The sequence below is a fragment of the Bacteroidota bacterium genome (assembly GCA_016713765.1).
GTDB lineage: Bacteria > Bacteroidota > Bacteroidia > AKYH767-A > 2013-40CM-41-45 > Pollutiaquabacter > Pollutiaquabacter aromativorans.
Map to the genome: position 1 here is coordinate 1,896,338 of JADJON010000001.1, position 13,463 is coordinate 1,909,800.

The following is a 13,463-nucleotide window of genomic DNA, read 5'->3' on the forward strand; positions in this document are numbered from 1 at the left end:
TTTAGACTTGGTATAGTTGCTTCCCCATCTTCCGGTGTGGTATCAGGCCGAAGAGGAGATAGGATGGTCCGAGATCCCGGTATCCCAACTTGAGATAAAATCCTACCACCGGTTCGCGGGCATCCAGTATCAGTTCTTTTAATCCACGTTCAACAGCCAGGGCTTCCAGGTGTTCGATGATGATCCGTCCCCATCCCTGAGCTTGCGCATCCTCCCGCACAGCCATGGACCGGATCTTCGCCTGCGACGCATCGATGATTTCCAGTCTTCCGCACGCTACGGCTTCTTGATCATGGTCGACTATCAGCAAATGAAGCGAACGGTCTTCTCCCGGATCGGTGGTGGATTGGCGTGATTGTCCCCAGGGTTTTCGCAAGATCGAATAACGCAAACCGAGATACCTTTCCCAGTTGGTGGAATCCTCAGGACTGACGAGGTGTGGAGTAAAGGGAAGTAGCTGGCTCATTGTTTCGAAAGATCCCGGTTCTCGTCGCCCGGTTCGTAGTGTAAGAATGTTCCGATCAGTTGGAACATCTCATCGGTCGTCCGCATGCTGCCGTCGCGTTCCGATACTGTCTGCGGTGGGTGGAATGGGTTGAGCGGATTATTTTCCGTATTGTCGAATTCGCCTTCGGCAACCAGGGTGCTGCCGGCCGGAATTACGAGGGGTTTCCTGAAGGTGTAAACATATTGCCACCGGAAGTCCCAACGTGGAATCGAGATGATGCGTAGCGTGTCGCCGCTTGGGGTCAGCGCGTAGGCATTGAACGATTTCCCCAGCAGGTGCATGTGCGGGTTTACGGATAAGAGGGAGATCTTTTCAGGTAGCGTATACCGCGTCGTGTGACGGGTAACCGAATCGGGTGGAATGACGAGTGGCGGGATGATGGGGGATATTCCGCTGGTGCCCAGGATGAAATCACGTGTTGGACGCTTCGAAGGCCGCGGGGCGAAGAACAGGTTGAAGTGACTGAGGTCGCTCGTGTCGACGGGACTGGGACCGTAGTGGATGTTGTCGAGTAGCAGGATGGTCTTTTTCCTCAGTTGATATCCCCCGATGTCATCAGGATACAATACCGGCTCAACGCCGGGCAGGTAATTCGTGACGGACGGGATCAGCAGGGGGTAGGATCCATCGTCGTTTGGAAGGTCCAGCGCCTGGTACGCGCTGTGCTTGTCCATGATTTCCGTATCAACATATTCCTTTCCTCCTTGGATGTCACGTTTTTTACCCGCCTGGTAGACGATGAGGTGACCGTTGATATGGTGCGCGAGTTTCCTGTTACCCGGAACGATCTCGATGGCGCGGACAAAAGTGTCTTGCGGTAATTCGATCGGGATCTTCATCATCATGAACCGGTCCTTGTTATCGCCTGGCAGGGGAAACGGCGCTCGCATGCTGACGACGAGATCGGGCTTTCCATAGGCACTTCCCGCTGTGAATACCGGTGCGGCCGGCAGATCTTTCGGATCTCCTTCCGGCATGTCGGCACCGAGCCAGGCATTGATCGCTTCGATCTCCCGGTCGCTCAGCCATTTTTCTTCTCGGAAATGTGTGTACTCCGGGTCAGCCGGCCAGGGCGGCATGCTGCGGTTACTGACGGTCAACTGGATCGTCCGCGCGTGACGCTTCACATCCTCATAGGACAGCAGACTGAATGGAGCGGCGGAGCCCGGACGATGGCATGGGCTGCAGTTCCTGAAGATGATGGGTGCGATCGAGTCGTTGAAGGTCAGTTCCCGGCTTTCGACTTGCTCCGACCGGTTGCAGGCAAACAGCGCCAGGACGTAAAAGACCAATAGGGGGTAGCGGAAAGCGGTCATTGTTCGATGATGCATCCGATGGGAATCGTGCGTGGTACCCTGACTTTTCTTCCTTCACTGAGCGCTTTCATGGCGTCCCGGAGTTCGTGATTTCGGATCTGCAGTCGTTTTTTCCCGGGTGCGACCATCCAGTCGTCGATCCTTCCCGAATAGACGGAATGACCCTGACGATCGAACAAGAATACTTCCGGCGCGACGGCAGCTCCGACCTTTCTCACTTGCCCCTGGTCCTTGTCAACGAAGAGGGGAAATGCGATCCGGAAGTCGCTTCTGAATACTTCCACTTCGGAAAAGGAGGCGTACTTGCCGGGGAATACACCGATCACTTCAAGTCCCTGCGGCTGAAACTCGCGATAGAGATCGTTCAGTGTTTTGCTGTACGACTGGCACGACGGGCAATCGGGTAATAAAAATACAATAGCTACGCCTTTAGCATCCTGTGCGGGTCGGTAAGTGGCAGGATGATCCTTCAGATCGGAAAGCGACAAAGGAAACACCGACTGTGCCGAAGCCCAAATCGGAAGCCATAGACCGATGATCAACAACAATCTCATTCGTACCTCAATTCGTCCTGATAGATCAGGAGATTTCTGGGCAAGGTGTTCATCAGTTGTTGCCGAAGGATCCGTTGGATGTCCCGGTTGTCGTCGCGCAGGGTGATGACGGATCGAAGGTCGTCGAGTAGCTGCCCCGTCCCTTCATCCGCGTAGCCGAAGCCGCGGTACCGACCGTTCTCCACATGCACCACCGAACGCTCGCCGGTTGTTCTTCCCCGGCCAAACAGGAAAAAGTTAGGATGTTGCAGGCGAAGGCTCGCGATGGCGGATTCGACCCGTTCATTGTATGCCTCGGCCGATTCTTTTCCTACACAGGCGCCGTTGCATTGACCGATGCTGTGCTGGAAGCAGGCGTGTTGGATATCGTACAAGCCGCAGAGTTTCTGGCAAAGCTGGAACTTCCGGCAAAGCCGTTCCAACATGGTGCGCGCTTCTTCCGCCGATCCGCAAACCACCAGGGGCTCGTCCTTCGCATTGACGCGTGCCGGCTTCAGCCGAAAGTAGCCGGCCTCCGTTGTTTCGCTGATGATGCCGAAACGGAAAAAGGTCCGTCGTTGGGCACGATTGAAACGCGGTTGCAGCTTTTTGATCTCATCGGATTCCAACAGGAGCGCGATCAGTTCGTTGCCCGTTTCGGTGAAGGTCACATCGTGGATGGCGTTACGCAATTCAAGGGCTTTCCGGTTCTGCTTGTTCACGAAATGGGAGAGGACTCGCTTCCGAATGTTGTTACTCTTCCCGACGTACAGGATCGACCCGTCTTCGTTGTGGAGGTAATAGACGCCGGGTGATTCCGGCAATTTGTCCAACAGGCTGCGGTCGATGTTGGGAGGGAAGCGCAGGTGCAGGTAATCGTTCTTGACCGATTTGAGAATGTCGCCGTTCCGGTCATTCGCGATGAGCATTTCAAAGAGCCGGACGGTGGCGAGGGCATCCCCGGCGGCGCGGTGACGGTTTTCAATCGTGATGCCGAGTCGCTCGCAGAGGTTGCCCAGGCTGTAGCTGCGGTGTCCGGGCAACAGTTTTCTGCTCAGCCGGACCGTACAGAGGTAATCACGGGAAAAGGTGAAGCCCAGCGAGCGGTACTCTTCCCGGATAAAGGAATAATCGAATTGGGCGTTGTGGGCAACCACTACCGCGCCTTCCGTCATTTTCACGATATCCTTCGCCACTTCGAAAAAGCGTGGCGCTTCCGCGACCATCGAATCGTCGATGCCGGTCAATCGGGAGATGAAAGGAGGAATCCTTCGCTCTGGATTGATCAGGGAAACGAATTCATCCACGACGCGTTCACCGTCGTGCAGGTAGATGGCGATCTCTGTAATCCGGTCGGTGTTGGCGTTTCCACCGGTCGTTTCAATATCTAAAATGGCGTAGCGCACGGTCTTCAGCAGCCCGAAGATACGAAAGTGGCCGCCCTTGTAAATGAAAAGGCACACCGGGCGGTGTGCTTTTTCATTGTTGTGCCGTTTACGGCAGGTATTACCTGACCAGGAATCGCTCGGCATAGACCGGGCGACCATTGTCCGATACCGAAAGTAAATAGTAACCGGCGGTGAGTTGGTCGCGGAGTACGATCACCCGAAGCTGGTTCCCGTTGATCTCCATGTCAGTTTCCAGAGAGCGGACCAGGCGTCCGGACGCGTCGTAGATCTGGACGGCTGGTTGGACGAGCGTTTCACGCGTCTCGAGCTCGAATACGGAGCGGTCCATCATCGGGTTCGGATAGAACGCGTGCGCAACGACCGCATCGGTTTCCGGAACATCGATCGTTTGGGCAGAGATGGCCACGTTGGTGGCGGATACGCCGCCTGCTGTCGTGAAACCGCCACCTGCTACGATCTTTCCATTGAAATTCGTGAAGGCATACACATCTCCGTTGAATCCACTGCCTAAGGCAGTGAACGGGCTGGCGCCATCATACAAGAGGAAGTGCGGAAGTGAAGCACCGGTAGAAGGGGAGGAAGTGAAGGAGCCTCCAGCGAAGATCCGCGTCGGGAGGGCGAGCAGCGACCAGACACGACCGTTGACGGTGTTGAATGCGGTGCCGATGCTGGAACCGTTATAGGTTACGAGGTACTGGTTGAAATTACCACCGATGTAAATGCGGTTGCCAAATACTGCCAGTGCATTGACTTCCGTTCCGGTAACGCCGGAAATGGTGGTCCAGGTGCTGCCGTTCAGCTTTGCGACCAAACCGGCAAAACCACCGCCGATGTATAGCGAACCATTGAACTTGACGATGGTATTCACAAAACCCGTCAAGGCGCTCGGATCGCCGACCTGTACCCAGGTGCCGCCGCTTAACTTGGCGATACGAGATACCGTCGACGAAGGAGTCGTGAAGGCGCCGCCTGCATACAGGTCCGTGCCGTCACTGTAGAGTCCACGTACAAAATTGTTGATCTGCGAACCGACTTGTTCCCATTTGTTGGTGCCGGTATTCAACTTCGCGATGTATTTGACCGTAGTGCCCGTTCCCGATGCAGTGAAAACACCACCTGCATAGAGTACACCACCGTGAACGCAAAGGCTGTTGACCGAATCGGTAGCCGCAGTGCCCAGGCCATCGCCAGCCGTAGACCAGGTGGAGCCATTCCAGACCGCAACGTGACCCGTGAAGGTGCCACCGGCATAAACCTGGTTATTGTACACGACCAGCGAGCGGATGCGGCCGTTTAATCCACTGCCCATAGCGGTCCATTGCGCCTTGGATGGGATCGCCAGGACCAGGAGGAGGAAAGAAAGTAACGTAATGGTTCTTTTCATGATAATAAGTGCGGTTTGGTAAAGCAGGCGCAAAATAAGACAAAGCGGCCGAAGGGCCGGAGGTCGCCCTTATTTTTTGTTATAGGTGAAATTGAGGGAGCTGCAAACCTTCATATCAGAAGAAAGCCTGAAAAAACGGTCGGTTTTCCCATCATTTACCAAAATGGCGGCGGTATTCGGCGGACGGAGGCCCAGATTTTCCGCAAAGAGGATCAGGTAATTGTTGATATCGGGTTCCAGTTGCAAGTGAATGATCCGCTTTTGCTTCACGACCCCGTAGTGGTCCAGGATGCACTTGCCGTTGAAATAGAGTGAAAGGGTGTCACCGTCAATGAATGAGTTGTCGTAAACGGAGATCGTCAGGGTGGGAGAATTCACTTCAATCGAACCTGCACTGATGACCTGCCGGCCCCCCAGCGATTTCGGGATATTGTTATCCGCTACTTCAACGGCTTTCACCTGCTCGTGTTGTGCAACATGAACAGTGTCGATTTCGGGCGGCTTGACTGTAAGCGGCGTAGTATCGACAACAAGGGGCGGCGGAACCGGATTGGTGTCGGGTGGACTGGTCTTGTTTTCTTCACGTGACCAGACACGCACGGACCGGTCGTTGCTCCCGGTGAACAGGATATGATCGTTCTTGCCAAAACAGGTTGCAGTCACCGTTTGCTGGTGACCGAAAAGTTCCTGAAAGATCGCACGTTCCTGGGGTGACCAGACCCTCGCCCAATTGCCTACCATGCCCGTCGCCATGAATTTGCCATCGGAGGAGAAGGCCATCCTGCAGGGTAGTCCGGCTTTCATCCAGGAAGTCGGATTCAGGGCAAGTTGCCCCATCCGGAAACTCCAAAATGCCAGTGTGCCGTCGTCACTCCAGGTGACCAGGGTGGTGTCGTTGAGGAAATTCATGTACCGGATTGGAAAAGGCCCTGGGCTGAATTCCTGTCGTAAGAGATCCGATCGTGTGTTCAGCACGTGGAGGCTATGGCCTTTGGAATAGATGACCGCGCTGCGATCGGCAGCGATCACCGCGTCGTACAAGGTGTCGTCCTCCTGGCGGATCAGATCCACCTTTTGGGTAAGATCGGACCGTGTCTTGTAAAGTCGGCTGTTGCTGTTGAAATAGATGAAACCATCCGCGATGCTGAACAGGACAAACCGGATACCGGCGTAATCCGGAGAGTAAATCGACTGAACGAAATTGTCCTTCTGAAAATCGTAGATGCGGATCTCTCCGTCGAAGGTCGAGCTGATCAGCAGTTGTCCGTTCGAATTGAACGAAAGCGTGTTGACAGGCGACTGATGGGCTTTGATCTTACGAAAGACCTGTCCCGTGCTTGCATCCCGGAAATAGAGGTTGCCATCCCGGTCACCGTTGATCACCATCTTTCCTTCCGGGTGACGCGCCATGACGGTCACACCAGCGGCATTATCCGAAAACCTGGCTTGCGGTCGGAACAACTGCCCGGTGGATCGGGGCAGGCTCAGCAGGCAGCAAGCAAGGTAAACGAGCAGAAACGGTGATCTCATGCAATCCCGTAAAGTTACCGGGGACTATTGCATTCCAGGAGGCAATGTGAACGGAATTATCACAATCGGATGTTCAATTCCCTAATCAAACACAATGGTTCATCGCCCGCCCATCGTCAGCCGGTAGCCCGCATACGCGAACAAGATCCCTACTAAGGTAGAGGAGCCGGCATAAAGCCCGGCCAGTTGCCAGTGACCGTTCCGGATCAGTTGAACGGATTCCAACCCGAATGCGGAGAACGTAGTGAATCCTCCCAGTAAGCCGGTGAAGAGGAACAATCGCGCCGATACCTCAAAAGGATTGCGTTCGTTCATGCCGGCCAACAAGCCAATGACCAGGCAGCCGGTGAGGTTGATGGCAAAGGTTCCCCAGGGGAAGAGTGGTTGCTCAAGCGTCCGGTTGATCCACAAACCGGTACCATAGCGGGCGATAGTGCCCATGGCACCTCCTAGGGCTAACAGCAGGACATTGTTCATGCGATAATCGGGCAAGATGGCAAGGCCAAGGTAATAGTTTGACGAACGATGTTTACCAGTGCCCACATGAGGTTATAAAATGCAAAACCCCGGTGAGTTGCCGGGGTTTTAAAAAGATCAGGGTACTGATTAGAATTTGTAACCGAAGCCTACGCCCAGGATCTGACGGTATTGGGTCCGTTGGATGACGTTGTGGTCGTACACGACGGTTGCGATGAAGGAGGTCGTGAGGAATTTGTTCACTTTCATCAATAAGCCGGTTTCCCAGTTGACGTCGATGTTCTTCCGGTTATTCTCGTCCTCATCGGTGTAGTTGTTGAAGAGTTCGAGACGGGAGGCAAGGGTCACATTCTCGAAGATCTCTTTCTTGAAGTTCATGTTGAGGTAGGCGCCGAACTCGGATCGTACTTTTTCGCCGGTGCCTTTGTTGAGGTTGCCGTTGGCGTCGGTAGTCGCGGCCTTTACGCCATAGGCGCCGAGATCGGCCAGGTCCTGGTCGTTCACGATGACGAATCGGGAGGAAACCGGGGAGAAGAATACCTCAAAATAGTCGACCGGCTTGTAGTTCATACCGAGCGCAAGCGTCAGGTAGGCTGGCGCGAGAAATCGGGAGATGACCACCGAGTCGTTCGGGTAGTTATAACCGTTCGCTACCTGGCTCTTGAAGTTGAGGATGGCACTGTAGAACCATTTGCTCTCCGGCTTGACGCGATAACCGAATTTGGAGGTAAAGTCAATGCGGTCGTCGTTCTTTCGCAAAGGATCGGTGCCGTTCTTCAACAAAGCATAGGCAAGGAGCAGGTTATTGTCCCATTGGGTACGGTTCTTCGCGTAGTTTGCGAAAACGTTGGCATTGGCGGCGATGGAGATGGAATTATCGCCACCCGGTGCCCAGTGGGAAAGGCTGATCTGAGAGAAGTTGATGCCAATGAATCCGCCGGTCTTCCAGGATGTGTCGGAGGCAGCAGCTCCTTTTAAGGTGTCGCCGGTGATGGCCGAGATCTTGTTAACGTCGGTAGCCTGACCGAAGGTGATGATGGTTAATGTGCTGAATATCAGCGTAAAATAGATGTTTCGCAGTTTCATTCTTTCGTTGGTTTTAGCGGGTGCAAAGAAAAGCAAAAAGGAGGCGGTGGACATTCCCAACGCCTCCTTTTCTACTGATGTTGATCACTTTTTAAGCAGGTCCCGGATCTCGGTCAGGAGTACTTCCTCTTTAGTTGGTCCGGGAGGTGGAGCGGGAGCTGGTTCATCGGCCTTGCGCATCCGGTTGACAGCCTTGACGACCATGAAGATCGCAAAGGCGATGATGGTGAATTCGAACAATACCTGGATAAAGTTTCCGATGTTGATGCTGACAGCCGGGATGGCTTTACCGGCGGCGTCCACCGCGGCTTCCTTGATCGTCAGCTTGATCTCCGAAAAATTAACTCCACCGATCAGCAGCCCGATGGGCGGCATGATGATATCCGACACCAACGAGTTGACGATCTTCCCAAAGGCTCCGCCGATCACGACACCGACGGCCAGGTCGATCACGTTTCCTTTGTTGATGAAATCCTTGAATTCTGAAATGAGTCCCATGGTTGTGGTGTTTTGGTCAGGTTGAAAGTAAGAAGTCTTTTTATGCGAGTCAAATCAGCGGCTTGAAGTATCGTTATGCATAACGCCTAAATATTCGGAAATTCGCGGCGTGATTACCCTGCACCAAGTCCGCTTCGCTTTCGGTGGACGTTATTTGCTCGATGGCGCTTCCTGGCAGATCAATCCCGGTGAAAAGATCGGACTCATTGGACGAAACGGGACCGGTAAATCGACCTTGTTACGGATCATCAACGAAGAGTACAGCATTGAATCCGGGACGCTCCAGAAAATGCGGGGACTCCGCATCGCTTTTTTCAACCAGGATCTGCTCAGCTACGACACGGAGAACTCGGTGTTATCAGTCGCGCTGGAAGCGTTTCCCGAGCAACTCGAACTCGACGAGCGGATCCATCGGATTGTCCATCGCCTGGAAACCGAACATGACAACGAAGCCCTGCTGCATGAATTGCACGATGCACAGGAGCGCTTCGCGATGATCGACGGTTACCAGTTCAGGCAAAACGCGGCGACGGTATTGGAGGGCTTGGGTTTCACCACCCGCGATCTGGAACGACCCTTTCGGGAGTTCAGCGGCGGCTGGCGGATGCGCGCCCTGCTGGCGAGAATGATGCTGCGCGATCCGGACATGTTGCTGCTCGATGAGCCGACCAACCACCTGGATCTTCCATCCATCGAATGGCTGGAGAACTACCTGAAGAGTTACCAGGGAACGGTGATCGTGGTTTCCCACGACCGCTGGTTCCTGGATCGCATTGTCAATAAGATCGCCGAAATCGACCAGCGAAAGATCTCGCTCTATTCGGGTAATTTTTCCGAGTACATCGACCAGAAATCGCAACGCCTCGCTTTGCAGGAAGCAGCCTACCGCAATCAGCAGAAGTTCCTCGAAGAGCAGAACAAGTTGATCGACCGATTTCGCGCGAAGGCTTCCAAAGCCAGCATGGCGCAATCGCGTATCAAGATGCTCGAACGGATGGAGAAGGTGGAGGCGGTGGATTCCGAAGCTCCCACCATCCGGATCCGTTTCGATGCCGCCCGACAGCCGGGTAAGATCATTTCGCATTTGATCATCCAGGACAAGCGCTTCGGCGATAATGTCCTCCTGCACGATACCGAGGCCATGATCCGCCGGGGCGATAAGATCGCGCTGATCGGTGCGAACGGGAAAGGGAAGTCCACGCTCCTGCGGATGATCAATGGCAGTGAACCTTACGACGGGAAAGCCGAGACGGTCTATAATGTAGATGCCGCCTTTTATGCGCAGCATCAGTTGGAGTCTTTGCACCTGCAAAACGACCTGTTGACCGAGCTGCAGTCGTTCGCTCCGGAGAAGAAGGAATCCGAATTGCGGGGCATCCTTGGCTCGTTCCTCTTTTCGGGTGACGATGTGTTCAAAAAGATCAGCGTATTGTCGGGTGGAGAGAAGGCGAGGATCGCGTTAGCCAAGGTGTTGTTGTCAAAGGCGAACTTTCTCCTGCTCGACGAACCGACCAACCACCTCGACATGGCGACGGTTTCCATGCTGGTGGATGTCTTGAACGATTACGAAGGGTCGTTCCTCGTCGTTTCCCACGATCGCCATTTCCTCAGTTGCGTAGCCAACAGGATCTGGTGGATCGAGGACCAGCATTTGCGTACCTACGAGGGGTCCTACGAGGAGTACGAAGAGTGGAAGACGCGGCAGTTGAAGGCCGAAGCGGTTGCGGCAAAAAAGCAGCCGGTTCAGCAAAAGGTCGAAAAACCGAAGCTGGAGCGGAGTGACGAGGAAAAGAAGCAGCGTCAGCGAACACAGAAGAAATTCGACAAACTGGAAGAGGAGCTCGAACAACTCCGGCAGTCGCGTCATGAACTGGAGAACCTTTTGGCCCGCCCGGAAGTATACAGCGATCCCGGCAAGTTCCAGGATCACCTCGACCGTTTTAACCGTATCGACGCCGATTTTCAGGCAAAGACGCGGGAGTGGGAGGAACTCTTCGAGCAGTTGTCCGGGATGGAATAAATCCTAACTTGCGTGAACCTGCGCATGGTTTTCCAACATCGATCCCGAACTGCCGACTCCGGCAGGGATCCTCAACGAAGCCGAATCCTGCGTTTTACGCGGCTTTCGGCCTTCCTGGAGGCTTTCCTGTTTCTGTGTATCCTGTTTTTCCTGCTCTGCCAGTTCGGGTCATTCTGAGGCCATTCAGCCCTTTTTTTATCGGATGACGCTAGTCCATTGCGTCCCGTCATTCACCCGTTCTCCGGCGACGTTGGTCAAATACATTTCCGGATTTACATGCTGATTTTTACATTTGGTTTGCTTGCCAAGGCGAACCATTATGATCACACAAGTAACCTCCGGAATCAAAGTCAGTGTGGAGACCTTCTACCGGCCGGATCAGAGCAATCCCTTGCTCAACCAGTACGTTTTCGCTTACCGGATTACGATCACCAACAACAGTGATTTTTCGGTGCAGCTCCGGCGCCGCCATTGGTTCATCATCGACTCCAGCGCCACCAACCGCGAAGTGGAAGGCGAGGGCGTGGTCGGCGAACTGCCGATCCTCGGGACGGGTGAATCCTATCAGTACGTGTCGGGTTGCAACCTCGACTCGGAACTCGGCAAGATGTACGGTACGTATCTGATGGAACGGTTGATCGACAAGAAGCAATTCTATGTCCGCATCCCCGAATTCCAGATGATCGTACCGTACAAGCTCAACTGAAATTCCTGATCAACAACACGCCATGGGCTGCTCCGAAAGGGCGGCCTTTTTTCGTCATGTCCGGATGATCTTCGGCAACTTCTTACAGCCGCCATCGGGGGGCGTTTTGGAAATGTTAAACAGGTGTTCGTTGAAATCCGCCCCCAATGCGGCTTTTCAGCCTTCGACCTGTTGAAAAACCTGTCAATAGCGGGTTTCAGCTAACCGGCTTTATTCATTCCGCTCCCAAATTCGGCCCCGTTCATTGTATCGTTATCTGGACACTACAGTAAAAGTTGTTCAGGAAATCGTGAAGATGGATCGTCGTTCATTCCTCTCCCTTTCATTTCAGGACGTGCTGACCGAGCCGGGCTACGGCGAGGGCGCGTCGCTGTCCGCAAGTAGCTTGACTCCGTACAGCGGTCAATGGACCGACAAGGAGGTCAAGCACCTGCTGCGGCGGACACAATTCGGCGCTCCGAAAGCGGAGATCGTCTACTTCCGTTCACTGGGTTGTTCCGCTTCGGTCGACACCTTACTGGAGCGGATCAATCATCCTGCCTATACGCCTCCTGCGCCTCCTGTCAACCATTACTACAACGATGCACAGGATCCGCTGGTCGGACCGGAGCAACCCTGGCCCGGTACCGCGGATACGGAAGGCCCCGGCAACATCAGCATCCGCAGACGCGAGGGCTTGAAAGCCTGGTGGGTCGGACTGATGATCAATCAGCCGCGCAGTTTACGGGAGAAGATGACCTTGTTCTGGTACAACCACTTCGTCATTGAGATGCGGGTAGTTAGCCAGTCCACCTTCTGTTACAACTACCTGCAGATGCTGCGCGCCAACGCGCTGGGCAACTTCAAGACGCTGACGCGGGAAGTCACCATCAGCGCCGCTATGCTGAACTACCTCAACGGCGACAGCAGCACGGCATCGGCTCCGAACGAGAACTATGCGCGCGAACTGCAGGAATTGTTCACCATCGGAAAAGATGCCAATGGACAATCACTCTACACCGAAGACGATGTGGTCGCAGCGGCGCGTGTACTGACCGGCTGGACGAATGACCTGGTGAATGGTGTCTCAGCGAATGGATACCTGTCAGTATTTGATCCCGCCCGGCACGATACCGGCAGCAAGACCTTCAGCTCATTCTACAGCAACCGCGTCATCACCGGACGTGCCGGCGCTTCCGGCGCACAGGAAGTCGACGACCTGCTCGACATGATCTTCGCGCGCAACGATGTCGCCTTGTTCATCTGTCGGAAGCTGTATCGCTTCTTCGTGTATTATAAGATCGACGCTACGACCGAAACGAATGTGATCCAGCCACTGGCCGCCATTCTGCGCCAAAACAATTACGATATCAGCGCCGCTTTGTCGACCCTGTTCAAGAGCGAACACTTTTTCGATATGCTCAGCCAGGGCTGTGTAATCAAGCCGCCGATCGATTTCGTGGTAGGACTTTGCCGGGATTTCAATGCCGATCTACCGGCGACGGCGACGGTTCCTTCGAAGTACGCCTTCTGGAGCAGCATCGTCGACCAGGCCGGGCGCATGCAGCAGGACATCGGTGATCCGCCCTCGGTGGCCGGCTGGCCTATGTACTACCAGGCACCGATGTTCCACGAGATGTGGATCAACACGGACACCTTGCCGCGGCGGAACAAAGTCAGCGATGAGATGGCCGGGAATGCACAGACCACCGGAGGCTTGGGCGTCAACATCGATGTGGTCGGTTACACCGCCACGATGAATAACCCTTCCGATCCGGTAGCGCTCATCGATGAAGTGTTGCGCCTGCACTACTTCTTCGACGCATCACCTTCGGTCATCAATTACCTCCTGAATATTCTGCTGAGCGGACAAACCCAGACGTACTATTGGTCCGATGCCTGGGACAACTACATGAACGACCCGACGAACCCCACGTACTACGGGACTGTCAAGTCGCGTCTGCAGACGTTCTACCGTTATATCATGGACCTTTCCGAATACCAGCTTTCCTGACAG

12 protein-coding genes are annotated in these 13,463 nt (G+C 54.4%); 3 read left to right on the forward strand and 9 right to left on the reverse strand.

Annotation, left to right across the window (positions count from 1 at the left end):
* Position 1: 1 nt before the first annotated feature.
* From IPJ96_07215 to mscL, 9 genes are all read right to left on the reverse strand, one after another.
* The gene (locus IPJ96_07215; GenBank protein ID MBK7910138.1) at positions 2-466 is read right to left on the reverse strand and encodes a GNAT family N-acetyltransferase; all 465 of its coding nucleotides are present in this window, start codon (positions 464-466) and stop codon (positions 2-4) included.
* Positions 463-1,839, reverse strand: a complete 1,377-nt coding sequence (locus IPJ96_07220; GenBank protein MBK7910139.1) for a cytochrome c — start codon at positions 1,837-1,839, stop codon at positions 463-465. The genes IPJ96_07215 and IPJ96_07220 overlap by 4 nt, the downstream gene beginning before the upstream one ends.
* Positions 1,821-2,378, reverse strand: a complete 558-nt coding sequence (locus tag IPJ96_07225; GenBank protein MBK7910140.1) for a redoxin domain-containing protein — start codon at positions 2,376-2,378, stop codon at positions 1,821-1,823. Before IPJ96_07225 ends, IPJ96_07220 begins: the two co-directional genes overlap by 19 nt.
* Positions 2,375-3,889, reverse strand: coding sequence for a GIY-YIG nuclease family protein (locus tag IPJ96_07230; protein ID MBK7910141.1), 1,515 nt, complete (start codon positions 3,887-3,889; stop codon positions 2,375-2,377). Before IPJ96_07230 ends, IPJ96_07225 begins: the two co-directional genes overlap by 4 nt.
* On the reverse strand, positions 3,864-5,150 hold the full coding sequence (locus IPJ96_07235; GenBank protein ID MBK7910142.1) for a T9SS type A sorting domain-containing protein: 1,287 nt from the start codon (positions 5,148-5,150) through the stop codon (positions 3,864-3,866). The genes IPJ96_07230 and IPJ96_07235 overlap by 26 nt, the downstream gene beginning before the upstream one ends.
* Before the next feature lie 69 nt (positions 5,151-5,219).
* Positions 5,220-6,680 (reverse strand): hypothetical protein, encoded by a 1,461-nt coding sequence (locus tag IPJ96_07240; protein MBK7910143.1) that lies wholly within the window; start codon positions 6,678-6,680, stop codon positions 5,220-5,222.
* A 99-nt stretch (positions 6,681-6,779) separates the two neighbouring features.
* Positions 6,780-7,157 (reverse strand): fluoride efflux transporter CrcB, encoded by a 378-nt coding sequence (crcB, locus tag IPJ96_07245; GenBank protein MBK7910144.1) that lies wholly within the window; start codon positions 7,155-7,157, stop codon positions 6,780-6,782.
* 129 nt (positions 7,158-7,286) lie between these two features.
* Complete coding sequence (locus IPJ96_07250; protein ID MBK7910145.1) at positions 7,287-8,243, reverse strand: DUF3078 domain-containing protein; 957 nt, start codon at positions 8,241-8,243, stop codon at positions 7,287-7,289.
* Positions 8,244-8,327: 84 nt separating this feature from the next.
* Complete coding sequence (mscL, locus tag IPJ96_07255; GenBank protein MBK7910146.1) at positions 8,328-8,741, reverse strand: large-conductance mechanosensitive channel protein MscL; 414 nt, start codon at positions 8,739-8,741, stop codon at positions 8,328-8,330.
* Between the two features lie 109 nt (positions 8,742-8,850).
* Here mscL and IPJ96_07260 point away from each other — a divergent pair, with 109 nt between their 5' ends.
* The 3 genes from IPJ96_07260 (at position 8,851) to IPJ96_07270 (ending at position 13,460) form a co-directional block, all read left to right on the forward strand.
* On the forward strand, positions 8,851-10,761 hold the full coding sequence (locus IPJ96_07260) for an ATP-binding cassette domain-containing protein (GenBank protein ID MBK7910147.1): 1,911 nt from the start codon (positions 8,851-8,853) through the stop codon (positions 10,759-10,761).
* 319 nt (positions 10,762-11,080) lie between these two features.
* Positions 11,081-11,467, forward strand: coding sequence for a Co2+/Mg2+ efflux protein ApaG (apaG, locus tag IPJ96_07265; GenBank protein ID MBK7910148.1), 387 nt, complete (start codon positions 11,081-11,083; stop codon positions 11,465-11,467).
* A 295-nt stretch (positions 11,468-11,762) separates the two neighbouring features.
* Positions 11,763-13,460, forward strand: coding sequence for a DUF1800 domain-containing protein (locus tag IPJ96_07270; GenBank protein MBK7910149.1), 1,698 nt, complete (start codon positions 11,763-11,765; stop codon positions 13,458-13,460).
* Positions 13,461-13,463: the final 3 nt, after the last annotated feature.